A 25,122-nucleotide genomic window follows, 5' to 3' on the forward strand; every position below is an offset into this window, starting at 1 on the left:
CCGGTTGCTGGTGTCCGCCGGCACCGACGCCGTGGTCGTGGACGACCTGCCGGAGGCGCTGGTGGCACTGAGCCCTTCCCCATAGCCGGGAACCGGGCCGATTCACGCCACGCGATCGCCGGGGCACGATCGGCCTCCCGGACCCTCAGCCCTGTGCGGCTGGACCACGAAGGACGCGTTGGGCGGCAGCGGCCAGGCCGATGGCCACCACGGCGGCGGCTGACGGCTTGGGCGACCATCGCAGCGCGCCGACGGCCCAGCCGACTGGCGCGTCGGGCTGCCGATCGGACTCGCGACGCGGTGCTGTCGTCGGCTCCGGCGATGTCTCGGCGAAGGCATCGAGCATTCCCGTGACGAAGGCGGCCATGTCCTGGGGCCCTCTGCTCGTGATGAGGTTCCCGTCCCGGACGAGCTCCTGATCGAGCCAGGTGGCACCCGCGTTCACCAGGTCGTCGCGGATCCCTGGCCAGGAGGTGAGGGTCCGTCCGTCCAGGACCCCCGCCGACGCGAGTACCCACGGTCCATGACAGAGGGTGGCGATCGGCTTCCCACTCGCGGCGAACGCGCGAACGAACTCCCGCGCCGGGGCGGACTGCCGGAGCAGGTCGGGATTGATGAACCCGCCGGGCAGCAGGAGGCCGTCGTAGTCGCCGGGATCGGCTTCGCCGACCGTCTTGTCCACGCGGACCCGGCTGGCCGGCATGTGCAGGTTCACCCCGCGGATCCGTCCGCGCCGCAGGGACACGACGTCCACCTTGGCGCCGGCCGCCTTCAGCGCTCGCAGCGGGACGATCAGCTCCACCTTCTCGAAGCCGTCGGCCGCCAGGGCGGCGATCGTGCGGCCCTTGAGCCGGCGTCTGGTGGGCATGTCGTCCCCCTGTCGCTCGATGGCGCAGAGATGGTCGGAACTCCCGTGCGGCGGGAACTCCGATCAGGGCGCCACTGAACTGCTCATACGTGGCTGGCTGCTCAGCGGTGTGCGGGGTACCCACACCCGACACCCGGACACGTGTCTGGCGACTCGGTCCGAACTGACCGCCGGCGATCATGGGCAGGACGTCGGTCACGCCCATTCCGCTCTGCTCCTCGTGGACGGCGTCCCGGTGACGGTTCCGAGCGCCCGGGCCACGCCAGTGCCCTGTTCCGCCGCTCACCGGCTACGAACACGTGCACTGAGGCGTGAGTCGCCAGGCTGCTGCTCCGGAGTTCGAGTCCTGGCGCCGCCAGCTGGCCGTCGCGGCCGCACTCCCGCGTCCTCACGCCGGCCGATGCGATCAGAGCGGGCCCGCGACGTGGGTCTCGCGCACGTCGACGGCGTGGGCGATGCTCAGGCGTCCACCGCACCGGTCGAGAAGGGGCCCGCATGCCGATCTTGGAGAGTTTCGCCGCTGCGCTGACAGGAGGGGGCGTCGACGTCGTAGACCTCACGGCGCCCCTGTCGGCGGACACGCCTGTCATCCAGCTTCCGCCGGAGTTCGCACAGACCGCCCGCTTCGAGCTCGAGGAGCTCAGCCGCTACGACGACCGTGGACCGGCCTGGTACTGGAACAACATCCGCACCGGCGAGCACACCGGCACGCATCTCGACGCGCCCAACCACTGGGTCACCGGCAAGGACGGCGGGGACGTCGCCTCGATCCCGGCGGCCCGGCTGATCGCGCCGGCCGTCGTCCTGGATTTCTCCGATCGCGTGGCCGCGGAGCCCGACTTCCTCCTCGAGGTGCAGCACGTCCGCGAGTGGGAGGAGGCCCACGGCCCTCTGCCGGCCGGCGGCTGGCTGCTGTACCGCACCGGCTGGGACGCCCGCTCGGACTCGCAGGAGCGCTTCCTGAACGCCGACGCGGACGGCCCGCACACGCCCGGGGTGTCGACGGACTGCGCCCGCTGGCTGGGGGAGGAGGCGCCGATCCTCGGCCTGGGCGTCGAGACCGTCGGGACCGACGCGGGCGCGGCACACTCCTTCGATCCGCCGTTCCCGTGCCACGCCGCACTCATGGGCAGCGGCAAGTACGGCCTGACCCAGCTGCAGAACCTGGCCCAGCTACCCCCGCGAGGCGCGGTCCTGGTGGTGGCGCCGCTGCCGATCGTCTCCGGCTCGGGCTCCCCGGCGCGGGTGCTGGCGCTCGTCGAGCGGTGAACGTCGCGACGGCGGTGGGGGAGGCCCTGGTGGGCTGCGGCATCGGCGCCGTGTTCGGGGTGGTGGGGTCGGGCAACTTCGAGGTCACCAACGCGATGATCGCCGCGGGTGCCCGGTACGTGGCCGCGCGACATGAGGGCGGCGCCGCGACGATGGCCGATGCCTACGCGCGGATGACCGGCGGTGTGGCGGGGCTGAGCGTCCACCAGGGGTGCGGGCTGACCAACGCGATGACCGGCATCACCGAGGCCGCGAAGAGCCGGACCCCCCTGGTCGTGGTCGCGGCCGAGGCGACCCGCCCCAGCTCCAACTTCCACGTCGACCAGCGGGCGCTGGCTGTGGCGGTGGGCGCGGTATCCATGCGGGTCACGTCGGCGGACCAGGCGGTGGAGCAGGCGGCCGCGGCAGTGGCCACCGCGGTGGCGGAGCGGCGGGTCGTCCTGCTGAACCTCCCGCTCGACGTGCAGACCCAGGAAGCCGGCCCGGTCGAGCCGGCCCCGATGCCGGCGGGTCCGCCGCGCGTGCAGGTGGAGGACGCGGACCTGGAGCGGCTCGCCGCGGCGCTCCGCACGGCCCAGCGGCCGGTGTTCGTGGCCGGGCGGGGCGCCCGCGGGCCCGGCTGCCGCGAGGCCCTGGAGCGGCTGGCTGACCGCAGCGGTGCACTGCTGGCGACATCCGCCGTGGCGAAGGGCCTGTTCACCGGCAGCCCGTGGGCGCTCGACGTGTCCGGCGGCTTCGCCACACCCCTGGCCGCCGAGCTGATCAGCGGTGCCGACCTGGTCATCGGCTGGGGCTGCTCGCTCAACATGTGGACGATGCGGCACGGCCGGTTGATCGCCGACGGCGCCGTCGTCGTCCAGGTCGACGTCGATCCCGACGCGCTCGGGTCGCAGCGGAGCCTGGCCTTCGGTGTGGTGGGGGACGTGCGCCAGGTGGCCGAGGCCGTGGCGGTGGCCCTGCCCGGTGCGGCGAGCGGGTACCGCTCCGACGAGGTGCGGCGGGCGATCGAGGAGCGGGGGCGCTGGCGGGACGCGCCCTTCACCGAGGTCACCGAAGCCGGGCGGATCGATCCGCGGACGCTCACGACGGCCCTCGATGACCTCCTCCCGGCCGAACGGATCGTGTCGGTCGACTCGGGCAACTTCATGGGCTACCCGAGCATGTTCCTGGGCGTGCCGGACGAGTTCGGGTTCTGCTTCACCCAGGCCTTCCAGTCCGTCGGGCTGGGCCTGGCGACCGCGATCGGCGCCGCGGTGGCACGGCCCGACCGGCTGCCGGTGGCGGCCCTGGGCGACGGCGGGACGCTCATGGGGGCCTCGGAGCTGGAGACCGTGGTCCGGCTCGGGCTGCCGATGGTCGTGGTCGTGTACGACGACGGGGCCTACGGCGCCGAGGTGCACCACTTCGGCCCGCACGGCGCGCCGCTGGACACCGTCCGGTTTCCGGAGACCGACTTCGCGGCAGTGGCTCGCGGCTTCGGGTTCGAGGCGGTCACCGTCCGCGGGCGGGAGGACCTGGGAGGGGTGGCCTCCTGGCTCGAGGGCCCTCGGACCGACCCCCTGCTGATCGATGCGAAGGTGCAGCGCTCGGAGCCGTCCTGGTGGCTCGAGGAGGCGTTCCGCGGCCACTGACAGGCCGGCCCGGTAGCGCATGGAGGGGCGGCAGCCGGCAGATTGCCGCTGATCCGGCCGTAGGCGCCGGGGACGAGCAGCAGCCGACGACCACCGGGGAGACGACATCCGGCGGCTGGTCCGTCTTTCGCGGCTCATCCCTGGGGTAGGGCTTCCTCCCATGCGCGCTCAAGAAGTCGCTCTGACGGGTCGATCTGAGAAGGAGGCAGTGGATCGACGAAGGAGACGGGCGGTGGATGGGACGGCCATGACCGGCATCGACTGGCGCCGCCGGTGGGCCGCGCGGCTGGGCGCCGTCGGCCTGGCCTCGGCGCTCTGCGTCGGCGGTGCGCCCTGCGCCGCATGGGCGGCGCCGTCCGACGAGCAGGTGGGTGCCGCGTCCGCGGCGGCCGATGCCGCTGCCGCGGAGGTGGGCCGGCTCCTCGAGCAGCTCGGGTCCGCACAGGCCGGCGTCGACGACGCGAACGCGCGCGTGGCCCGCGCCCAGGAACAGGCCGACGCCCGTCGGCGGGCGTACGAGCAGGCGCAGGCCGACGCGCAGCGCGCGGACGTCGCGGCGCAGGAGGCGCAGGCCGCCGTCGGCGATGCACGGGACGGCGTCGCTCAGTTCGCCCGCGACAGCTACATGGGCGGTTCGACGTCGCCGATCCTGGAGAGCCTGCTCACCGCCGATGGTCCCGCGCAGGTGATCGAGCGGATGGCTCTGCTGCATGCCGCGGGCGACCACCGGTCCGCCGTCCTCACGGCGGCGTCGGCAGCCCAGGGACGTGCCGCCGAGGCGCGGACCGCGGTCCGGGCGGCCGTCGCAGACGCCGAGCAGTCGCAGCAGGCGGCGCAGGACGCCCTGGCGTCCGCGGAGGCCGGCCGCGCTGCCGCGGCGCGGCAGGTCGCCGACCTGCAGGCGGCCCAGGGCGCCATGCAGAGCCGGCTCCAGGAAGCGCGGGCCACGCTCGTGGACCTGCAGCGTCAGCGGACCGCCGCCGAGCAGGCAGCGTCGCGGTCCCGGCCGCCGGCGCCACCCAGCGGGGGGTCTCCCTCCGGCGGCCCCGCGCCGGCGCCGGCGCCGACCGGCCGCGACTGGGACGCCGTCGCCATGTGCGAGTCCGGCGGCAACTGGAGCATCAACACCGGCAACGGCTACTACGGCGGCCTGCAGTTCAGCTCGTCGACCTGGCTGGGGTTCGGTGGGGGCGACTACGCGCCCCGGGCCGACCTCGCGACGAAGGCCGAGCAGATCGCCGTCGCGGAGAAGGTGCTCGCCGTCCAGGGCCGGGGTGCCTGGCCGACCTGCGGCCGGAATCTCTGAGCGCTGTCAGGTCAGGACGACGTCGGTCCAGGCGCCCGGGATCCAGGGGCGGCGGCTGTACTCGAGCCGGAGCGAACCGGGCGCGGCGCGCACGAGCTGGCCGAACACCGTGGCGTAGACGAGCCCGTCCTGCTCGTGCCGCACCGCGAGAGCCGACGGGTCGTCCGCCGGCCCCGACTCGTGCACCAGCGCCAGCCAGCCGTCCGGGAACGACGCCTCGGCGAATCGGGCGAGCCACCGGTCGGCCTTGCGGTCCTCCGGCCCACCCGAGGTGACGACGAGCGTGCCCTCGGGATGCTCGGCCGAGGTGAGCCGCTCGCCGTCGAACTGCCACGTGGTCAGCCGCTGCTCGGTGGCCAGGACGAGGCTGAAGGCGGCCATCCCCTCCAGCCGGATCTCCGCCGGCCAGTCGGCGCCGTGTGCCACACCGAGCAGGGGGAGCAGCCCACGACTCGGGGCACCCGCATCGCCCAGTCGCTTCTCGGGCCGGTTGAGCACCAGCGCGCTCACGCCGGTCGCGACGTCGGTCGCGCACCACGTGCCACCGGCGGCGCGGTCGCGCCCCGCGACGACAGCGGGGAACTCCGGCCACCACTGCCCCGGGTCGTCGAACTCGCGCGTCGTGAGCTCGTCGCGGAGCGCCAGGATCTCGGCCGGTCGCCCCTGGGACCACCGCACCGCCACCGTGCACACGCGCGAATCATGCCTGCACGCCCTGGTCCGGGAGCGGAGGTGGATCACCCGCGGACCACGCCCGGTGTGATGCGTGCCCTGCGACTAGGTTTCGGGGAACGACGGCGCGCAGGGGAGTGGCACATGGGCAGGTCGGTGCTGGTGACCGGCGGCAACCGGGGCATCGGCCTCGCGATCGCCCGCTCGTTCGCCGAACAGGGCGACTCCGTCGCGGTGACCCACCGCGGCAGCGGTGCTCCCGACGGCCTCTTCGGCGTGCAGTGCGACGTCACCGACTCCGAGGCCGTCGACCGCGCGTTCAGCGCCGTCGAGGAGCACCAGGGCCCAGTGGAGGTGCTCGTCAGCAACGCCGGCATCACCCGCGACGGGCTGCTGATGCGCATGAAGGACGACGACTTCACCGACGTCCTCGACGCCAACCTCACCGCCGCCTACCGGGTCGCCAAGCGCGCCACCGCGAAGATGGTCCGCGCCCGCTCCGGCCGGATGATCTTCGTGTCGTCCGTCGTCGGGCTCCTCGGCTCGGCGGGCCAGACGAACTACGCAGCCAGCAAGTCCGGCCTGGTGGGCCTGGCCCGCTCGATCGCCCGCGAGCTGGGCAGCCGCAACATCACCGCGAACGTCGTGGCGCCGGGCTTCGTCGAGACGGACATGACCGCGGAGCTGCCCGAGAAGCGGCAGCAGGAGATCCTGGGGCAGGTGCCGCTGGGCCGGTACGCCTCGACGGACGAGATCGCCGGCGTCGTGCGCTTCCTCGCGAGCGACGCCGCCGGCTACATCACCGGGGCGGTCGTCCCGGTCGACGGCGGACTGGGGATGGGGCATTGATGGGGATTCTCGACGGCAAGAAGGTCCTGGTCACCGGCGTGCTGACGGAGGCCTCGATCGCCTTCGCCACGGCCCGGCTCGCCCAGGAGCAGGGTGCCACCCTCGTCCTGTCCAACTTCGGGCGTGCGCTGTCACTGTGCCAGCGGATCGCGAAGCGGCTGCCGCAGGAGGCGGCCGTCGTCGAGCTCGACGTGACGGACACCGAGCACCTGTCGACGCTGGCCGACCGGCTGCGCCAGCAGGGCTTCGACACCCTCGACGGCGTCGTCCACTCCATCGGCTTCGCCCCCCAGGAGGCCATGGGCGAGGGATTCCCCGAGGTCGCGTGGGAGCACGCCGCCACGGCCTTCCAGGTGTCGGCATGGTCCTACGCCTCGCTCACCCAGGCCTGCCGGCCGCTGCTGGCGAACCCTTCCTCGGTCGTCGGGCTCACCTTCGACGCCTCCGTCGCCTGGCCGGTCTACGGCTGGATGGGCGCGGCGAAGGCGGCGCTGGAGTCGACGAGCCGCTACGTGGCCCGGGAGCTCGGCCGCGACGGCGTGCGGTCCAACATCGTCGCCGCCGGCCCGCTGCGCAGCATGGCGATGAAGTCCATCCCGGGCAGCGCCCAGTTCGAGGAGGCCTGGGAGGGCCGCGCGCCGCTCGGCTGGTCGGTCACCGACACCGAGCCGGCCGGCAAGGCAGTCGTCGCGCTGCTGTCGGACTGGTTCCCCGCCACCACCGGCGAGATCGTGCACGTCGACGGAGGCTTCCACGCCGTCGGCGTGTGAGCTGCATCCGCCCTCGCCCCCAGGAAGAAGAGCACCCGTGCCCCGCGCCACCGTCGACATCACGCCCGCAGGTCAACACCCCGACGAGGACCCGTCCCTCGCCGTCCGCAACAACGGCGGGGCCGACCCGTCGACCGAGCCGGCCCCACCGGGACGGCGGGAGGCGCTGCTGGTGCTCTCCTTCGGCGGGCCCGAGGGCCACGACGACGTGATGCCGTTCCTCGAGAACGTCACCCGCGGACGCGGCATCCCGCGGGAGCGGCTCGAGGAGGTCGCCGAGCACTACCACCACTTCGGCGGCGTCAGCCCGATCAACGACCAGAACAAGGCGCTGATCGGAGCCGTCGAGAAGGAGCTGGCCGCCGCGGGCGTCGACGTGGCCGTCTACTGGGGCAACCGCAACTGGGCTCCCTACGTCGAGGACACCTGGCGGCAGATGGCCGAGGACGGCATCGAGCACGTCTACGTCTTCCCGACCTCGGCCTACGCGTCCTTCTCCGGCTGCCGGCAGTACCACGAGGACATCGCCCGGGCGCGGGTCTCGTCCGGCGGGGGACCGACGGCGGAGAAGCTGCCGCACTACTACGACACCCCGGGGTTCGTGCAGGCCAACGCCGACGCCCTGGCGGAGGCGCTGGGATCGCTCCCGGTGCACCTGCGCGGCTCCGCGCGGCTCGTGGCGACGGCGCACAGCATCCCCGACTCCATGGCGGCCGTCGCCGGGCCGCAGGGGCACGCCTACGAGGCCGAGCTGATGGCCGCCGCCGAGCGCGTCGTGGCCGAGGCGGCGCCCGGCCGGGCGTTCGACCTCGTGTGGCAGAGCCGCAGCGGGCCGCCCTCGGTGCCGTGGCTGGAGCCCGACGTCAACGACCACCTCCGTGCGCTGTCGGCGAGCGGTGAGCAGGCCGTCGTCCTCTTCCCGGTCGGGTTCATCAGCGACCACCTCGAGGTGATCTGGGACCTCGACAACGAGGCACGGGAGACGGCCGAGGGGCTCGGGCTCGCCTTCGCGCGCGCAGCGACGGCGGGCACGCACCCGGCGTTCGTCGAGTCGATCCGGGTGCTCCTGGAGGAGCGCCGCGCCGGGGGACTGCCGCGCCTGGGCACCAACTGCCCCGCGTCCTGCTGCTTCGTCCGCCGGTCGAGCGCCCAGATGCCTTCCGCCGGCTGACGTCGCGGGGCGACCATGCGGCATGGCCGATCTCCCGGCGGTGGCCGTCCACCCGGGCAACCGGGACCAACTGCGCGCCTGGGACGGCGACGGCGGCGCGTACTGGGCCGCGCGCGCCGAGTACTTCGAGCGCGCGGTCGCCCGCTACACCGCACCGTTCTTCGCCGCCGCCGGCATCGGCCACCACGATCGCGTGCTGGACGTCGGGTGCGGCTCCGGTGGTACGACCCGTGAGGCCGCCCGGCGGGCGCCCGCGGGTGCAGCCGTCGGCGTGGACCTGTCCTCGGCGATGCTCGAGGTGGCCCGGCGCGCGGCGGAGCGGGAAGGACTGGGCAACGTCCGGTTCGTGCAGGCGGACGCACAGGTCCACCCGTTCCCGGCGGGCTCCTTCGACGTCGCCGTCAGCCGCACCGGTGCGATGTTCTTCGCCGACCCGGTGGCGGCGTTCACCAACATCGGGCGGGCGCTGGTCGGCGGCGGACGGCTGGTCCTGCTCGTCTGGCAGACACCGGCGGCGAACGAATGGTTCCGCGAGATCGCCGGGTCGCTCGCGCCGGGGCGGCCCTTGCCGACGCCGCCACCCGGGGTCCCGAGCCCGTTCTCGCTGGCCGATCCCGACCGGGTCCGGACCATCCTCGGGACGGCCGGCTTCGGCGAGATCGACGTGACGGGGGTGGCGGAGCCGGAGTGGTTCGGGCGGGACGTCGACGACGCCGTCTCGTTCATCCACGGCCTCGCCGGCTGGATGCTCGAGGGCCAGGACGACGACGCCCGGGCCCGGGCGCTGGCCGACCTGCGCCGTTCGGCCGAGCGGCACCTGACCGAGGACGGCGTCGAGTTCGGCTCGGCGGCGTGGCTGGTCACCGCCCGTCGGGCGGCGTGAGACGCGGCCGGCCTCAGGCCGGGGCGGACGCGCGCCAGACCGGAGCGATCTCGCGGTTGTAACGGCGGCCGAAGAGCTTCGCGAGCAGGCTCACGACCGGCGTCGGTACGGTCTTCCTGAGGAACGCCCGGTGCTCGTCGCTCATCCCGTCGGTGAGCCAGGCGAAGAACTGACCGGCCACGCCCGGTGGCTGCCGGCTGAGCTTCTTCTCGACCGCCTTCCACTCGGGGGTGTCGGTGTACCGGTGCAGCTGCGGCTCCAGCTCGGACTCCTCGTGCGCGAGGTGACCGTTGACGACCTCCTGGGTGCGGACGACGCTGGCGCGGGCGGCCGCGGCATCGGCGGCCGATCCGGTGCGGGCCACGGTCGCCATGGCGGTGTCGGTCTCGGCGAGCGCCTCGGCCATCGTGTGGTGCTCGGCCTCCATCGTGGACAGGAGGTCCGGGTCGACGCCGACCTTCGACAGCATCGGCCAGATGTAGGTGTCCTCGCCCTCGTGGTGGTGGGTCAGCTCCCGGCGGAGGTTGGCGAAGGCGCGCTGCAGGTCCTGGGCGCGGGCCCGGTCGCCGTCGGGCAGCCGGCCCAGCGCGGCCGACAGGCGGTCGAGGTCGCGGCGCACGGCCCCGTGGATCAACCGGTTCATCGTCATCGGCTCGGTCATGGCCGGGGACGCTAGCGAGAGTCGCCGTCGATGTGGCCGCTCAGCCGCGCGGGATCCAGTTGAAGGCGGCCGTGGTCGCCTCCCGGACCGCGTGTGCCAGCGGCCGCAGCGCGTCGTCGCGCGCGGCTGCCTGCGCGTGGTTCACCGCCGCGCCGGGGGCGTCGGCCGTCGCCAGGTCGAGGACGGCGGCCAGCCGCTGGGCTCGGCCGAGCACCGACAGCGCGAGCGAATCGTGGTCGGCGGGCAGGCCCGGTGCCGTCGCCTGGGACAGCCCCGTGAGCAGGGCGGGAACCTCCGGGTTCCAGCGGGCCACGTCGAGCCCGGCGAGCGTGCGCGCCGCGTCACTGACGGCGAGATCCAGCTCCCCGGACAGCCGGCGCAGCGAGCCCTCGACGGGCGGCGCGACCGGCCGGGCGCCGTCCACCGGGAACGCCGTCCACAGGACGGCCTCGGGCCCGGCGGCCTCCGGGACGAGGGCCAGCCGCTCGCCGACGGCGGCCTGGCCGGCCTCCACGGCCAGGGCAGCCAGCCCCGGCACCGACGGCAGCCCGCGGACGTCGCCCGGCACGGGCAGGACCAGGCGGAAGCGTTGTTCCCCGAGGCTGCGCAGGGCGGTGAGCGCCCAGCCGAGCGGGACGGCGTCCTCGGTACCGGGGAGCCCGGCGACCCGGTGGGCGGCGTCGCCGAGCAGCGCGTCGAGCGCCTCGTCGTAGGACGTGCGGCCGTTGAGCCAGGCCGTGGACCAGACCGCGAACCGGCCGGCAGGGAGATCGCGCACCTCCCGAGGCTACGACGGCACCCGACGGCGTTCCGATATCAGTTCGGCAGCGCAGAGCTGGTGGACGCTCTCAGAACCGGCGGGTTCTGCGACACTCCGCCCATGGCTGCGTGGTTGCTCTGGCTCATCGCCGCGGGCCTGTTCGCGGCGGGCGAGGTCGTCAGCCTCGATCTCGTCCTGCTCATGTTCGCCGGCGGCGCCCTCGGTGGGATGACCGTCGCCCTGCTCGGCGGCGCCACGGTGCTGCAGCTGATCGCGTTCATCGCGGTCTCCGGGCTCCTGCTGGCCCTCGTCCGTCCCATCGCCACGAAGCACCTCACGAACCGGACGCCGCTGCAGCTGGACGGCGTCGACACCCTGATCGGCCGCACCGCCCGGGTGACCCGCGACGTCGACGCCTCCGGGGGTCGGATCCGCATGGGCGCCGACGAGTGGACGGCGCGCAGCCAGCACAGCGGCGAGACGTTCGCCGTCGGCGCGACGGTCCGCATCCTGCAGGTCGACGGTGCAACCGCGGTGGTCGGCGACGCGTTGGAGTGATCGCAGGGTCGACCCTGTGGATCATGCGTGACCCGGCGGACCGGCCAGGGCAGGATCGGACCGGTACCGCCCCCACCGAAGGGAGCCCGCCGTGGAACCGGCAATCATCGCGCTGCTCGTCGTCGCCCTGGTGGTGATCGTCGTGCTGGCCAAGAGCGTGACGATCGTGCCCCAGGCCCAGGCGAAGGTGATCGAGCGGCTGGGTCGTTACAGCCGCACGCTGTCGCCCGGCCTGAACCTCCTGGTGCCCTTCGTCGACCGGGTGCGCGCGACCATCGACCTGCGCGAGCAGGTCATCTCCTTCCCGCCGCAGCCGGTCATCACGTCGGACAACCTGCAGGTCGGCATCGACACCGTCGTCTACTTCCAGGTGACCGACCCGCGGCTGGCCGTCTACGGCATCGCGAACTACATCACCGGCATGGAGCAGCTGACGACGACGACCCTCCGCAACGTGGTCGGTGGGCTCAACCTCGAGGGCGCACTGACCGGCCGCGACGGCATCAACAGCCAGCTGCGCGAGGTCCTCGACGGCACGACGGGCCCCTGGGGCCTGCGCGTCGCCCGGGTGGAGATCAAGGCCATCGACCCGCCGCCGTCTATCCGCGACTCCATGGAGAAGCAGATGCGCGCCGACCGCGACAAGCGGGCGATCATCCTCACCGCCGAGGGCGCCCGGCAGTCGGCGATCACCACCGCCGAGGGGCAGAAGGCTGCGGCGATCCTGTCCGCCGAGGGCAAGAAGCAGGCGGCCATCCTCGAGGCGGAGGCCGAGCGGCAGAGCCGCATCCTTCGCGCCGAGGGTGAGCGGGCCGCGCTGTTCCTCCAGGCCCAGGGCCAGGCGAAGTCGATCGAGACGGTCTTCCAGGCGATCCACGACGGCAAGCCCGACCAGGGCCTGCTGGCCTACCAGTACCTGCAGACGCTGCCGAAGATCGCGCAGGGCGACGCCAACAAGATGTGGATCGTCCCCAGCGAGTTCAGCAAGGCACTGGAGGGGCTGTCGAGGCTGGGCGGCGTCGAGGGCGACGGGAAGTCGTGGCTGGACGTCGAGCCGAACGGCAACGGCGCCGCCAAGGTCGACGGCATCGACACCACCGACTGGTTCCAGTCGCAGCTGCCGCCCGCGGCCGAGCAGCCGGAGGCCAAGATCGAGCTGTCGAGCATTGCCGATGCCCCGCCGCCGCCGACCCCGTCGCTCGCCCAGGCGAAGGAAGAGGCCCGCGAGGGCAGCACGGCCGCGTACCCGGGCCGGGAGCTCCCCCCGGGGCAGTGACAGGGACTTGCGTCGTCGTGCGAAAGCCGTCGGGCTTTCGCACGACGACGGTCAGTCCTTGAGCAGGCCTTCGCGGAGCTTGGCCAGGGTCTGGCTGAGCAGCCGCGACACGTGCATCTGCGAGATGCCGATGTCGGCAGCGATCTGCGACTGCGTCATGTTCCCGAAGAACCGCAGGATCAGGATGCGACGCTCGCGGGCGGGGATCGTGGCCAGCAGCGGCTGCAGCGACTCCCGGTACTCCACGCCCTCGAGCGCGGCGTCCTCCTCGCCCAGCGTGGCGGCGAGGGTGGGGGAGTCGTCCTCGCCCGAGAGCCGCTCGTCCAGCGAGCTGCTCCGGTAGGCGTTGGCGACCGCGAGGCCCTCCAGGACCTCTGCCCGGGGGATCTTGAGGTGCTCGGCCAGCTCGGAGGGGGTCGGCGCCCGGCCGTTCTTCTGCGCCAGCTCACCCACGGCCGCGTTCAGCGACAGGTGCAGCTCCTGCAGCCGGCGGGGGACGCGCACCGACCAGCCCTGGTCGCGGAAGTGCCGCTTGATCTCGCCGGTGATCGTCGGGACGGCGAAGGAGAGGAACTCCACGCCACGCGTCGGGTCGAACCGGTCGATGGCGGCGATCAGGCCGAGCGTGCCGACCTGCAGGAGGTCGTCGAAGGGCTCGCCGCGGTTGCTGAACCGACGGGCGAAGTGGCGGACCAGCGGCAGGTGCTCCTCGACGAGGATCTCCCGGAGCCGCTCCCGCCGCGGGTCACCCTTCTCCAGGGTTGCCAGCTCCGCGAACAGCGGTGCCGTGCGCTCGGCGCGGCGGCGGTTGTCCGAGACCGGGGGAGCGTCGGGCGTCACCTCGGCGACGTCCGCCGCCGGCTCGCCGGCCCGGTCGGCCGGCCGCGGGTCGGGGACGTCGGAGGGCTCCACCTCGGCCCCTGCCTCGCGGCCGCCGTTCTTCTCGGCCGACGCAGCCGGGAGCGCCTCGGACCGCTGATCCGGGAGCGGCACCTCCACGATGGGCGTCTCGTCCGTCGAGGGTGACCGGGTCACCGGGCCACCGAGAGGTTCTGGCCCGCACCGCTCCCGACCTCGGTCGGGTGCTGGCCCGGCAGGTACTTGTCCATCGCGATGAGGCCGACAGGGGTGTCGCTGCCGTCCCCCGCGGGCACGCCGGCCTGCGTGGACCGGCGGGCGTGCACGGCGTCGACGAGCGTCGCCAGGATCGCCCAGCCGAATCCGTCCTGGGGCACCTCCGTGCCCTCGGCGGTCGGGACCCACGCCTCGATGTGCAGGCCCGCGCGCGTCGTCTCGAAGATCACCGTGAGCGGCGCCTCACCCGCTGCGATCTGGCTGAGCGTCGCACAGGCCTCGTCGACGGCGAGCCGGAGGTCCTCGACCGCGTCGAGGTCGTAGTCCATCCGGATCGCGAGGTCACCGGCCATGGCCCGGACGGCGGGCAGCTGGGTCGCCGTGGTGGGCACCCGGAGTTCCAGGCGCTCGGGGCGCCGTCCGTCCTGGGCGAGGGGAACCCTCGAGTCGACCATCCGTGTGTGCTCCTTCGGTCCCGCACGCCCGGTCCTCGGGCGGCGGCGCGTTCTCGTGTCAGGTGCCCGCCCGGGGTTTCCAGCGGGAGCGGGACGAGTCCCGGCTGTGGCCAACCGCAGCGCTTTACCCGCCTCGGCGGGGCTGCCAAACGTAACGGTTGCCACCCACCACCGTAGGCGTCCACGCGGTTGCCGGTACCCGGTGGCTGGTATTGGCTGGCCTGAGATGAGTACCAGTCCCGGCAGTCTGCCACCCGCCCCTGGCACCGCCGGGGACGCGGGGACCGCTGCGCTGGTCGCGGCGATGGAGGGCGCGCCGGCGGCCATCTACTGCGTCGACGCCACCGCCGAGCCGGTCTGGGCGAACGAGCGGGCCCGCGCGCTGGGCTCCGGCCCGGAGGACATCCCGGTCGTCGACGGGCGTCCGGTCGCCGACGTGGTCGACGGCGTCCTGCGCACGGGACAGCCCCAGACGGTCTGCGGCCCACTGGGCCCCGACGGGCCCAGCGCGACCGTGATGGTGCGCCCGCTGCGCGTGGCCGGTGGCCGGGGGGCCCTGGTCATCCTGGAGTCCGACGACGCGGCCACCGACCACTCGCTGTGGCCGAGGCCGGCCGACGTCGTCGAGCAGGCCCAGCTGTCGTTGCTGCCGCCGTCCCTCCCGATGCTCCCCGACCTGCACCTCTCGGGCAGCTACCACCGGGCGACGTCCGCGCGTGCCGCCGGCGGAGACTGGTACGACGCGGTGTCGCTCGGCTCCGGGCGCGTGGCGCTCGTCGTCGGAGACGCCGTCGGTCACGGCGTGCCGGCCGCCGGGGCGATGAGCCGGCTGCGCGGGGCGATGCGGTCCTCGGCGCTGCGCGATCCGTCGCCGGCCGCCGTCCTCGCCGCGCTCGACGACTTCGCCGGGCAGATGGAGGACGTCGAGGGCGCGTCGGTCTTCTACGGGGTGCTCGACGCCGGCACCGGCGATCTCAGCTACGCCGCTGCCGGGCACCCGCCGCCGCTGGTGGTCGGCTCGGACGGCGGCGCCACGTTCCTGCCGCTCGACCCCCGACCGCCCCTGGGCAGCGACCCGGGCGCGGCCACCGTCGTGGCACGGCACGTGCTCGAGCAGGGCGCGACGCTCGTGCTGTTCAGCAACGGGGTCGTCGCCGGCACGCCCCCGGAGACCGACGACGCGATGCAGCGGCTCGCCGACGTGGCCCACGACGTGTTCGCGGCACCCGGGGCGCTCGACGCCGGGGGGCCGACGGACCTGGCGGCGTCGGTCGCCGAGGGGGTGCGCTCGCCGAAGGGCTGGCCCGACGACGTCGCCGTCCTCGTGGCGCACCGCCGGGCGGTGTCGGTCGAGCCCCTGCACCTGGACCTCGTCGCCACGCCGTCGGTGCTCCCGGGGATCCGCCGCCGGCTCGGCGCCTGGCTCACCGCGCTCGGCATGGGCGAGCAGGACCGGGTGGGGGTCATGGTCGCCGTGGGCGAGGCCTGTGCCAACGCCGCCGAGCACGCCTACCGCGGCACCGAGCCCGGCCCGATGTCCGTCACGGCGCGCGTCGACGTCGACGGCGTACTCACCGTGGTGGTGCGGGACCAGGGCGCCTGGCGGCCGCCGGACCGCGACCCGGGCGACCGTGGCCGGGGGCTGCTGATCATGCGGCAGCTCGTCGACGGCGTCGTCCTGGAGGAGGAGCCGCGGGGGACGACGGTGACCCTCAGCGTGCGCCTGCGGCGGACCCCTGACGTCGACCCCGACCATCCGGCGGTCACGGCCGGTGCGACGGTCACCGTCGACCGGGACGGCGCCCGGCCCGTCGTGCGCGTCAGCGGCGCGGTGGACGAGATCAGCGCCGAGCAGATGCGCATCCGGCTCCTGGAGGCCAGCCACGGAGGCACCGGCCGCGTGGAGCTGGACCTGGCGGCGGTCACCCTGTTCAGCAGCGCGGCGGTGCGGGTCGTGCTGGCCATCGCCCGCATCGCGCGCGACGAGGGCTGGCGGCTCGTCGTGCACGCCGCGGAGGGCCGGGTCACCCGGCACATCCTGGAGATCAGCGGCCTGGGGGGGCTGGTCGACCTGCGGTGACCCCGCCCGTCCGGGGATCGGCGCGCGGGGTCCCGTTTGGGGAACCGGTCCGGTGCACATCCTCCGAGCGTGAGACTTCGGCGCAGCGACGTGAACGGTCCCGGGTACCGGCGTCGCAGGGCCGGTCGGGGCTTCGCCTACTACGACACCGACGGTGCGCTGATCAAGGACGACGACCGGCTGGACCGCATCCGGGGTCTGGCCATCCCGCCGGCGTGGCGCGACGTCTGGATCTGCCCGTGGCCGAACGGCCACATCCAGGCCACCGGGTTCGACGTCGCGGGGCGTCGGCAGTACCGGTACCACGACCAGTGGCGGGCCCGACGGGACGCCGAGAAGCACGAGCGGGTGCTGCAGATCGCCCGCGAGCTGCCCGACGTCCGGGACGCCGTCAAGGCGGGTCTGCGCACCCGCGGTCTCAACCGGGACCGGGTGCTGGCCACCGCGATCCGGCTGCTCGACCTCGGCGCGTTCCGCATCGGCAGCGAGCAGTACGAGGAGGAGAACGGCACCTACGGGCTGGCCACCCTGAAGCGCTCGCACGTGTCGGTGCGCGGTGAGCGGACGTTCTACTCCTACACCGCCAAGGGCGGCATCGAGCGGGAGGTCGAGATCACCGACCGGCCCACGGCGACCGTCGTCCGGCAGCTGCTGGAGCGGCCGGACGACGCCGGTGAGGACCTGCTGGCCTACCAGACCGAGGACGGCGAGTGGCGCGACGTGACCAGCGCCGAGATCAACGCCTACCTCAAGGAGATCAGCGGCGCGGAGATCACCGCGAAGGACTTCCGCACGTGGACCGCCACGGTGCTGATGGCCGCCGCCCTGGCGGAGGTGCCGCCGCCGGCGTCGAGGACCGCGCGGAAGAAGGTGATCAGCGCCGCGTACAAGCAGGTCAGCGAACAGCTCGGGAACACGCCGGCGGTGTGCAAGGCCAGCTACGTCGACCCCCGGGTGGTCGACCGGTTCGAGAACGGGGAGACCGTGGCACACGTGCTCCGGGAGGCCGACGAGGCCCTGTCGTCAGGGGGGATGGCCGACCGCGACACCCAGAAGGTGCTGGAGCAGGCGGTCTGCCAGCTGCTGTCGGCCTAGTCGCCGAAGGCCCCGCCGGCGAACCGGTGGGGCCTTCGACTGCCGAGCTCAGCGGGCGGTGCTGTCCGCGATCGTGAAGAGGTCGATCAGGCCGGTCACCTCGAGCGGGCGGGTGACGGCGCGCGTGGTGGCGATCAGGCGCAGGTCCACCTCGCGGGCGCGGGAGGACTTCTGCGTCTCGACGAGTACCGCCAGGCCGGCGGAGCCGAGGAACTGAACGCCCGAGAGATCGATGACCAGCTCGCGCGGCTGCTGCTCGAGCTGGCTGTCGAGGGTCGAACGGAGGACCGGAGCGGTGAACGTGTCCACCTCGCCGACGACCGTCACCGTGACCGCGCCGTCCTCACCGGTGGAGGTCGAGAGCGTGATCACGTCGTCGAAGGGTGCCTCGGTGCCCTCGGTCGACACGTCGGGCTGCCCCTCGGCGGGCAGGTCGGAAGTGGTCACGGACAGTGGCTCCTCTCGGCGGCATTTCCCGTGCGGTGGTGACCGCCCGGACAATCTACCGCTGGGCGTTCCGGGGGCTCGTCGTCCCCGATTCCGCCGGTGATCGATCGTGTCGTGGACCGGACCCGTCGGGCCCGGTACCGGTACGGCTGCCTGCTGAACCGCCAACCAAACGTAGACAACCCATCGTGGACGCGCCAACCCACCCCCGGAGACGGTGGGTCGCCGTCGTCCCCGGGGGAGGTGGGCAGGTCAGCCGTCGGTGACGTGCATCGCGCGCTCCTCGGGACCCTGACCGCCGACCGACGGGTCGGCGGTGGCCTCGACGTCGTCGGCCGTGCGGTTGGTGCCCGAGTCGGTCTCGGGAGTGGTCGACGTGTCCTGCTCCAGCTGGAACGAGTGGTCCGGGTCCTCGGCGGGCCGCACGTCGACGGCGTCGTCCGGGATCTCACGGGCCAGCCGGCCGTCGAGGGACTCGCCCTCCGCCTGCTCGGCGGCGGTCGTGCCGAAGTCGTCGGCGGCGGTGGGTCGCTCGCCGGGAACCGGGGCGAACTGCGGGTCCTCGGCGCGCTCCTGGGTGGGGGAGTCGTCCTGCGAGACCTCGGGGATGCCCTCGTCCTCGGGGAAGATGTCGCGGGCGGTCTGGCCCTCGGGCTCCGTCATCGCTGTGCCTCCTTGTCGGGTGGTCCGCGCCGGACGCGAGTCGTGGCGGGACGCGCAGCCGGTCGGCGACCGGCGTCTGCTGACCGCCCTACCCGGGGGGTGGCGGGCCATGCGCGGGTGTGCGTCCTGCCACGACGTCGGAAAGGAGGGCGTGGCGGGCCGACGGCGGGGGTAGCGCGGCTCCATGTCGTTCGCACAGGAGGTCCAGCGCATCGGCGCACCGGTGCGCCGGTGGGCGCGCACCCAGAAGCGCGAGTACACCAACGGTGAGGAGCGACCGCTCGCCGGCGACCTCGGTGCGATGGGCGTCTACGTCGGCCTGGTGTCCGCCGCCGCCGCGGCGGTCCGCGCCTCGGGCCGCGAGCTGCCCGAGCGGATCCCGGTCGGCGACGCCCTCCTCCTGACCGTCGCCACCTTCCGGCTCGCCCGCCGGATCGCCAAGGACCCGGTCACCGCCCCGATCCGGGCCCCGTTCGTGCGCTTCGAGGGACAGTCCGGGCACGCGGAGGTGGCCGAGGAGGTCCGGGAGCACGGCGGCGTGAAGCACGCCGTCGGCGAGCTGCTCACCTGCCCGTTCTGCCTCGCCCAGTGGGTCGGCACGGGGTTCGTGTTCGGCTACATCAGCGCGCCCGCGGCGACCCGCCTGGCCGCCCTCACGATGACGATGATCGCCGGCTCGGACGTCCTGCAGTTCGTCTACGACGCGATCCAGAACGGGGGCCTCGCGCCCGAGGACCCGAAGCCCGACGACCAGAGCTGAGAGGTCCGCTCACGGAGCGTGCGCGTTCGGACGGCATGTCCTCCTACGGGGGGACGCCCGGGAGCCGCCGACCTGCCGCTCCGGCCCGCGCGCGCCTATCCTGCGATCTTGACCCTGCGTCACGGGAGCGGGTTCCCAGCTGGTGAGAGGTGGAGCGGCATGCGATCGATCTGGCGCGGGGCCGTGTCCTTCGGCCTCGTCAGCATCGGCGTGAAGCTGTACTCCGCCACCGAGGACAAGGACATCCGCTTCCACCAGGTCCACGCGATCGACGGCGGCCGGGTCAAGTACAAGCGGGTCTGCTCCATCGACGGCGAAGAGGTCGAGTACAGCGACATCGCCAAGGGCTACGAGCTGCCGGACGGCCAGGTCGTCATCCTCACCGACGAGGACTTCGACGACCTCCCGCTGAGCACCCGGCGCGAGATCGACGTCCTGCAGTTCGTCGACCAGGACGAGATCGACCCCATCCAGTTCGAGAAGACCTACTACCTCGAGCCCGACGGCCCCGCCACCCGCCCCTACGTGCTGCTGCGCGACGCCCTGGAGAACGCCGGGCAGGTCGCCATCACCAAGATCGCCATCCGGCAGCGGGAGTCGCTGGCCGTCCTGCGGGTGCGGGACGGCGTCCTCGTCCTGCACACCATGCGCTGGCCCGACGAGATCCGGACGCCGGACTTCGGCTTCCTCGACGAGGACATCACCGTCCGGCCGCAGGAGCTGAAGATGGCCGAGGCGCTGATCGCCTCGATGACCGGCGAGTTCGACCCCACCGAGTTCACCGACGACTATCGCCAGGCGATGACCGCGCTGCTCGAGGCCAAGCAGAGCGGCGGCGAGGTCGCCCAGCCGCCCGAGGTGGAGGACGCCGGCGGTGCCGTCGTCGACCTGATGAGCGCCCTGCGGCGCAGCGTCGAGCGCGCCCGCGGCGGTTCGGCCGACGACATCGCGGACGACGCCTCCGACGAGACGGACGAGGCCCCGGCTGCGGAGCAGAAGGCCCCGGCGAAGAAGACCCCGGCGAAGAAGGCCCCCGCCAAGAAGGCGGCGCCGGCGAAGAAGGCCCCCGCCGAGAAGCCGGCCGCGAAGAAGACGACGGCCGCCAAGAAGTCGACCACCGCGGACAAGCCGCCGGCCAAGCGCGCCCGCCGCAGCGCCTGACGTGCCGGCGCGCCCGCGCGGCGGGCGGGAGGACCCGCTCGCCGAGTACCGCGCCAAACGGGACCCAGCCCGCACCGCCGAGCCGGTCCCGGCGGCCGGTCGACCGCTTCCGGTGGGCGACGACGACACGTTCGTCGTGCAGGAGCACCACACGCCCCGTGGACGCACGGGCGAGCGGGTCCACTGGGACCTCCGCCTCGAGCGCGACGGCGTCCTGAAGAGCTGGGCCGTGCCGAAGGGGCCGCCGACGGCGCCCGGTCCCAACCGACTCGCCGTCCCCACCGAGGACCACCCGCTGGAGTACGCCTCCTTCAGCGGCGAGATCGCCGCCGGCGAGTACGGCGGCGGGCACGTCACCATCTGGGACGCCGGCCGGTACGCCACGGAGAAGTGGGACGACCGGCACATCATCGTCACCTTCGACGGACGCCGGCTGGCCGGCCGCTACGCCCTCTTCCCGGTCGACGGCAAGGCCTGGAACATCCGCAAGCTCGACGCGACCGCGGCGCCCGCGGACACCCCTCCGGAGGTGCCGCTGCCCATGCTCGCCACCGCCGGCGAGCTGCCGCCGGCGGACGAGGACGCGCTGTGGGGCTACGAGTTCAAGTGGGACGGCGTCCGCGCGGTGGCTGCGGTGCACGGCGGCGTCCTCTCCCTGACCTCCCGGAAGGGCACCTCGATCACCGTGCGCTATCCGGAGGTGGCCACGCTGCCGGCCGCACTCAGCGGGCACGACGCGGTCGTCGACGGCGAGATCGTCGCGATGGACGAGCACGGCCGTCCGGACTTCGGCGCGCTGCAGAACCGGATGCACCGCACCGGCCCCGAGGTGCCGACCCTGGCCGCGGCGAAGCCGGTCACCTTCCTCGTCTTCGACCTGCTGGCCTGGGACGGCGAGGACCTCACCGCGCTGCCTTATGCCCAGCGCCGCCGGAGGCTGGACGGGCTGGAGCTGGCCGGGCACCGGTGGGTGGCCACGCCGTGGTTCGAGGGCGGGGGCGCCGGCGTGCACGCGGCCAGCCTCGAGAACGGGCTCGAGGGCGTCCTCGCCAAGCGGCTCGCCTCGCCCTACCGCCCCGGGGTGCGCAGCCCGGACTGGCGCAAGGTCAAGAACTTCCGCACGCAGTCGGTCGTCGTCGGCGGCTGGCGGCCGGGGCAGGGCCGCCGTGCCGGGGGAGTGGGCTCGCTGCTGTTCGGCGTCCCCGACGACCAGGGGCGGCTGATCTACGCCGGGCACGTGGGCACCGGCTTCACCGACCAGGACCTCAAGGACCTGAAGCGGATGTTCACCGCGCGGAGGACGTCGCCCTTCGAGGGCACCCTGCCGCGCGACGTCACCCGCGACGCGCACTGGATCGAGCCCGACCTGGTCGGCGAGGTCGCCTACGCGGTGTGGACGGCGGACGGCCGGCTGCGGCACCCCTCGTGGAAGGGCGTGCGCGACGACCTGGAGCCCGACGACGTCGTGGTGGAGCCGTGAGCGGTCAGGGGCGTGAGCATCGCAGCGAGGAACGAGCGAGGAGCGGAGCGCGCCGCGGGAGCGAACAGGTGACACCGTGAGCCCCGCCAAGCAGCGGGTCGAGATCGACGGGCGGACGCTGAACGTCTCGAACCTCGAGAAGGTGCTCTTCCCGGAGGTCCCCTTCACCAAGGCGCAGGTCATCGACTACTACGTCCGCGTCGCCCCGGTCCTGCTCCCGCATCTCGCCGGCCGCCCGGTGACGTTCACCCGCTGGCCCGACGGCATCGAGGGCCAGACCTTCTTCGAGAAGAACAGCGCGCGGCACGCCCCCGAGTGGGTCCGCCGCGTGACCATCCCCAGCCCCGGCAGCTCGACCGGCCGGGAGACCCTCGACATGGTCATCCTCGAGTCGGTCGCCGACCTGGCGTGGGCGGCCAACCTCGCCGCGCTGGAGCTGCACGTGCCGCAGTGGCAGGTCGACGAGGACGGCGTCCCGCAGCTGCCCGACCTGCTCGTCCTCGATCTCGACCCGGGGCCGGAGACCGGACTGCCGGAGTGCTGCGCCGTGGCGGAGCGGCTGGGTGAGCGGCTGGAGGCCGACGGCCTCGACCCGGTGGTGAAGACCTCCGGGTCGAAGGGGATGCAGGTCTACGCGCCGATCGAGACGCCGACCGATCGCGAGCACCCGAGCAGGTACGCGAAGGCGCTGGCGCAGGAGCTCTCCGCCGAGACGCCGGACGACGTGGTGTGGCGCATGGAGAAGGTACTGCGGCCGGGCAAGGTGCTCATCGACTGGAGCCAGAACAACCCGGCCAAGACGACGGTGGCGCCGTACTCGCTGCGCGCCCGGGCCGCCGCCACGGTGTCCACGCCGATCGGCTGGGACGAGGTCGACGCGGTGCGCGAGGGCGGCGACCCGGCGATGCTGCGCTTCGGGACGGACGACGTCCTGGCGCGGGTGGAGGAGTACGGCGACCTGTTCGACGTGGCCAATGCCCGCCGGGCGGCGCTGCCCGAGGCCTGAATCCGCTCGCTCAGTCCCGGGCGCCGGCGGTGAGCAGCGACACCCCGCCCTAGATTTGACTCGTTCAAAACAACGGGGTTGAGTGGGGCCCGATGGAGACGACGTGGGCGCACCAGCTGCGGGCCGCAGGCCTGCGCGTCACGCGACCCCGTCTCTCCGTGCTGAGCGTGCTCGCCGAGCACCCGCACGCCGCCGCCGACACGATCGTGACCAGCGCCCGCGCGCTGCACCCGTCGCTGTCGCCGCAGGCCGTCTACGGCGTGCTCCGGGCGCTCGTCGCCGGTGGCGTCGCCCGCCGGATCGAGCCCGCGGGTGCCCCCGCGCTGTTCGAGCTGCGCGTGGGTGACAACCACCACCACCTGGTCTGCCGCTCGTGCGGCGCGGTCGCCGATGTCGACTGCGCCGTCGGGGCGGCCCCTTGTCTGAGCCCCTCGGACGCGGCCGGCTTCGTCGTCGACGAGGCCGAGGTCGTGTTCTGGGGGCTCTGCTCGAACTGCCAGGACCATCAGCAGGAAATCCGAGGAGGAGCTACCGCATGACCGACGTCGCATCGCAGGGCCCGGCGGCCAGTGAGGCCGACCGCGCCGTCCTGACCAACCGTCAGGGCCACCCGGTCTACGACAACCAGAACCAGCGGACGGTGGGCGCCCGTGGCCCGGCGACCCTGGAGAACTACCAGTTCCTCGAGAAGATCAGCCACTTCGACCGCGAGCGGATCCCGGAGCGGGTCGTCCACGCCCGCGGCGTCACCGCCTTCGGGATCTTCGAGGCCGACGGCACGGTCGGCGACGAGCCGATCGCGACGTACACCCGCGCCAAGCTCTTCCAGGAGAAGGGCAAGCAGACCGAGCTCGCCGTCCGCTTCTCCACGGTGGCGGGCGGCCGCGACTCGTCGGAGATGGCCCGCGACCCGCGCGGCTTCGCCGTGAAGATGTACACCGAGGACGGCAACTGGGATCTCGTCGGCAACAACCTGGGTGTCTTCTTCATCCGCGACGCGATCAAGTTCCCCGACTTCATCCACTCGCAGAAGCCGGACCCGGTCACCTTCGAGGCCAACGTCGCCGAGCGCGCGTTCGACTTCTTCAGCCAGACCCCCGAGGCCATGCACATGATCTCGCTGGTCTTCAGCCCCCGCGGACTGCCGGCGTCCTACCGGCACATGCAGGGCTTCGGGGTGAACACCTACAAATGGGTCAACGCCCAGGGCGAGACGCAGCTGGTCAAGTACCACTGGCTGCCGAAGCAGGGCGTGAAGTCCTTCACCGCCGCCGACGGCGCTGCCATCCAGGCCGGCACCCTCGGCTTCCACACCAAGGACCTCTACGACGCCATCGAGCGCGGCGACTTCCCCCAGTGGGACCTGCACGTCCAGCTGATGAGCGACGACGAGCACCCCGAGCTGGACTTCGACCCGCTCGACGACACCAAGGTGTGGCCGGAGGAGCTCTTCCCGCTCCGCAAGGTCGGCACGATGACCCTCAACCGGATGCCGGAGAACTTCTTCACCGAGAACGAGCAGATCGCCTTCGGCACCGGCGTCCTCGTCGACGGACTGGACTTCTCCGACGACAAGATGCTGGTCGGCCGGACGTTCTCCTACTCCGACACCCAGCGCTACCGGGTGGGCCCGAACTACCTGCAGCTGCCGGTGAACCAGGCCCGGAACGCGAAGGTCTACACCAACCAGCGCGACGGGCAGATGGCCTACGGCGTCGACATCGCCCCCGGCCAGAACCCGCACGTCAACTACGAGCCGTCGATCACCGGCGGCCTGCGTGAGGCCACCTACCCCACGCACGACGAGCAGGGGCCGGTCATCACCGGCCGCCTGACCCGCAAGCGGATCCCGCGCACCAACGACTACAAGCAGGCCGGCGAGCGCTACCTGCTGTCGGAGCAGTGGGAGCGCGACGACCTGGTGACCAACCTCGTCGGCGCCCTCCAGCAGTGCCGCCGCGAGATCCAGGAGCGGATGGTCTGGCACTTCTTCATGTGCGAGGACGAGTGGGGTCAGCGCGTCGGCGACGCGCTCGGCATCAGCGCGGACGACGTCCGCGGCCTGCCCCCGCTGCAGACGCAGACCCTCACCGAGGAGGAGCAGCAGCGTGCCGCCAACCTCGGCAAGAACGGTCCGCGCGACGTCACCGGCCTGACCATGACGCACTGCGTGCCCAACGAGCACGTGGTCGTCGGCTGACACACCGCACCACCCAGCAGCGGGCCG

Annotated in this window: 25 protein-coding genes; 17 read left to right on the top strand and 8 right to left on the bottom strand. The window is 73.2% G+C overall.

All coding sequences use genetic code 11. From position 1 onward, the window contains the following. Positions 1–145 precede the first annotated feature (145 nt). Positions 146–868 carry a type 1 glutamine amidotransferase domain-containing protein gene (locus E4P40_RS15745; RefSeq protein WP_135159471.1) on the bottom strand — a complete coding sequence of 241 codons (723 nt, stop codon included), beginning with the start codon at positions 866–868 and terminating at the stop codon, positions 146–148. A gap of 495 nt (positions 869–1,363) precedes the next feature. On the opposite strand from E4P40_RS15745, the gene E4P40_RS15750 reads away from it, so the two are divergent. From E4P40_RS15750 to E4P40_RS29360, 3 genes are all read left to right on the top strand, one after another. Beyond that, entirely contained in the window at positions 1,364–2,137 is a 774-nt protein-coding gene (locus tag E4P40_RS15750) for a cyclase family protein (RefSeq protein WP_135159472.1), read from the top strand. After that, on the top strand, positions 2,134–3,768 hold the full coding sequence (locus E4P40_RS15755; protein WP_135159473.1) for a thiamine pyrophosphate-binding protein: 1,635 nt from the start codon (positions 2,134–2,136) through the stop codon (positions 3,766–3,768). Before E4P40_RS15750 ends, E4P40_RS15755 begins: the two co-directional genes overlap by 4 nt. A gap of 232 nt (positions 3,769–4,000) precedes the next feature. After that, positions 4,001–5,074, top strand: a complete 1,074-nt coding sequence (locus tag E4P40_RS29360) for a transglycosylase family protein (protein WP_280790623.1) — start codon at positions 4,001–4,003, stop codon at positions 5,072–5,074. Between the two features lie 6 nt (positions 5,075–5,080). Here the strand turns inward: E4P40_RS29360 and E4P40_RS15765 are convergent, their stop codons facing one another. Beyond that, positions 5,081–5,767 carry an NRDE family protein gene (locus E4P40_RS15765; protein WP_245160373.1) on the bottom strand — a complete coding sequence of 229 codons (687 nt, stop codon included), beginning with the start codon at positions 5,765–5,767 and terminating at the stop codon, positions 5,081–5,083. A gap of 123 nt (positions 5,768–5,890) precedes the next feature. Here E4P40_RS15765 and fabG point away from each other — a divergent pair, with 123 nt between their 5' ends. Genes fabG through E4P40_RS15785 form a run of 4 tightly spaced genes read left to right on the top strand, consistent with a single transcriptional unit; the run spans position 5,891 to position 9,419 of the window. Then, complete coding sequence (gene fabG, locus E4P40_RS15770; protein WP_135159474.1) at positions 5,891–6,595, top strand: 3-oxoacyl-[acyl-carrier-protein] reductase; 705 nt, start codon at positions 5,891–5,893, stop codon at positions 6,593–6,595. After that, the gene (gene fabI / locus E4P40_RS15775) at positions 6,595–7,365 is read left to right on the top strand and encodes an enoyl-ACP reductase FabI (protein WP_135159475.1); all 771 of its coding nucleotides are present in this window, start codon (positions 6,595–6,597) and stop codon (positions 7,363–7,365) included. Before fabG ends, fabI begins: the two co-directional genes overlap by 1 nt. Before the next feature lie 37 nt (positions 7,366–7,402). Then, on the top strand, positions 7,403–8,536 hold the full coding sequence (locus E4P40_RS15780; protein WP_135159476.1) for a ferrochelatase: 1,134 nt from the start codon (positions 7,403–7,405) through the stop codon (positions 8,534–8,536). Between the two features lie 22 nt (positions 8,537–8,558). After that, entirely contained in the window at positions 8,559–9,419 is an 861-nt protein-coding gene (locus tag E4P40_RS15785) for a class I SAM-dependent methyltransferase (protein WP_135159477.1), read from the top strand. 13 nt (positions 9,420–9,432) lie between these two features. On the opposite strand, the gene E4P40_RS15790 is transcribed toward E4P40_RS15785, so the two are convergent. Continuing rightward, on the bottom strand, positions 9,433–10,080 hold the full coding sequence (locus tag E4P40_RS15790) for a hemerythrin domain-containing protein (RefSeq protein WP_135159478.1): 648 nt from the start codon (positions 10,078–10,080) through the stop codon (positions 9,433–9,435). A gap of 40 nt (positions 10,081–10,120) precedes the next feature. Then, positions 10,121–10,858: a hypothetical protein gene (locus tag E4P40_RS15795; protein ID WP_135159479.1), complete on the bottom strand. Its 738-nt coding sequence runs from the start codon at positions 10,856–10,858 to the stop codon at positions 10,121–10,123. A gap of 102 nt (positions 10,859–10,960) precedes the next feature. Between E4P40_RS15795 and E4P40_RS15800 the strand changes: the two genes are divergently transcribed. Both E4P40_RS15800 and E4P40_RS15805 read left to right on the top strand, forming a co-directional pair. Further along, entirely contained in the window at positions 10,961–11,398 is a 438-nt protein-coding gene (locus tag E4P40_RS15800) for an NfeD family protein (protein ID WP_135159480.1), read from the top strand. 91 nt (positions 11,399–11,489) lie between these two features. Continuing rightward, a complete protein-coding gene (locus E4P40_RS15805) occupies positions 11,490–12,674 on the top strand; it encodes an SPFH domain-containing protein (RefSeq protein ID WP_135159481.1) in 1,185 nt (394 codons plus the stop codon). A gap of 51 nt (positions 12,675–12,725) precedes the next feature. Here the strand turns inward: E4P40_RS15805 and E4P40_RS15810 are convergent, their stop codons facing one another. Next, complete coding sequence (locus E4P40_RS15810) at positions 12,726–13,709, bottom strand: RNA polymerase sigma factor SigF (RefSeq protein WP_135159482.1); 984 nt, start codon at positions 13,707–13,709, stop codon at positions 12,726–12,728. Beyond that, positions 13,706–14,203, bottom strand: a complete 498-nt coding sequence (locus E4P40_RS15815; RefSeq protein WP_135159483.1) for an ATP-binding protein — start codon at positions 14,201–14,203, stop codon at positions 13,706–13,708. Before E4P40_RS15815 ends, E4P40_RS15810 begins: the two co-directional genes overlap by 4 nt. 226 nt (positions 14,204–14,429) lie before the next feature. Here E4P40_RS15815 and E4P40_RS15820 point away from each other — a divergent pair, with 226 nt between their 5' ends. Further along, positions 14,430–16,283: a SpoIIE family protein phosphatase gene (locus tag E4P40_RS15820; protein ID WP_245160374.1), complete on the top strand. Its 1,854-nt coding sequence runs from the start codon at positions 14,430–14,432 to the stop codon at positions 16,281–16,283. A gap of 69 nt (positions 16,284–16,352) precedes the next feature. Next, entirely contained in the window at positions 16,353–17,378 is a 1,026-nt protein-coding gene (locus E4P40_RS15825; protein ID WP_167762259.1) for a DNA topoisomerase IB, read from the top strand. 48 nt (positions 17,379–17,426) lie between these two features. Here E4P40_RS15825 and E4P40_RS15830 read toward each other — a convergent pair whose 3' ends face one another. After that, positions 17,427–17,825 (bottom strand): STAS domain-containing protein, encoded by a 399-nt coding sequence (locus E4P40_RS15830; protein ID WP_135159484.1) that lies wholly within the window; start codon positions 17,823–17,825, stop codon positions 17,427–17,429. Positions 17,826–18,077: 252 nt separating this feature from the next. Next, a complete protein-coding gene (locus E4P40_RS15835) occupies positions 18,078–18,488 on the bottom strand; it encodes a hypothetical protein (RefSeq protein WP_135159485.1) in 411 nt (136 codons plus the stop codon). 184 nt (positions 18,489–18,672) lie between these two features. Between E4P40_RS15835 and E4P40_RS15840 the strand changes: the two genes are divergently transcribed. From E4P40_RS15840 to E4P40_RS15865, 6 genes are all read left to right on the top strand, one after another. Further along, entirely contained in the window at positions 18,673–19,248 is a 576-nt protein-coding gene (locus tag E4P40_RS15840) for a DUF1360 domain-containing protein (protein ID WP_135159486.1), read from the top strand. 159 nt (positions 19,249–19,407) lie between these two features. Next, entirely contained in the window at positions 19,408–20,409 is a 1,002-nt protein-coding gene (locus tag E4P40_RS15845; protein WP_135159487.1) for a Ku protein, read from the top strand. Positions 20,410–20,521: 112 nt separating this feature from the next. Further along, complete coding sequence (gene ligD / locus E4P40_RS15850; RefSeq protein ID WP_167762260.1) at positions 20,522–21,889, top strand: non-homologous end-joining DNA ligase; 1,368 nt, start codon at positions 20,522–20,524, stop codon at positions 21,887–21,889. Between the two features lie 76 nt (positions 21,890–21,965). Continuing rightward, complete coding sequence (ligD, locus tag E4P40_RS15855) at positions 21,966–22,895, top strand: non-homologous end-joining DNA ligase (protein ID WP_135159489.1); 930 nt, start codon at positions 21,966–21,968, stop codon at positions 22,893–22,895. A 92-nt stretch (positions 22,896–22,987) separates the two neighbouring features. Further along, complete coding sequence (locus E4P40_RS15860; protein ID WP_135159490.1) at positions 22,988–23,434, top strand: Fur family transcriptional regulator; 447 nt, start codon at positions 22,988–22,990, stop codon at positions 23,432–23,434. Next, complete coding sequence (locus E4P40_RS15865) at positions 23,431–25,095, top strand: catalase (RefSeq protein WP_135159491.1); 1,665 nt, start codon at positions 23,431–23,433, stop codon at positions 25,093–25,095. Before E4P40_RS15860 ends, E4P40_RS15865 begins: the two co-directional genes overlap by 4 nt. Positions 25,096–25,122: the final 27 nt, after the last annotated feature.

It is taken from the genome of Blastococcus sp. CT_GayMR20 (assembly GCF_004570345.1).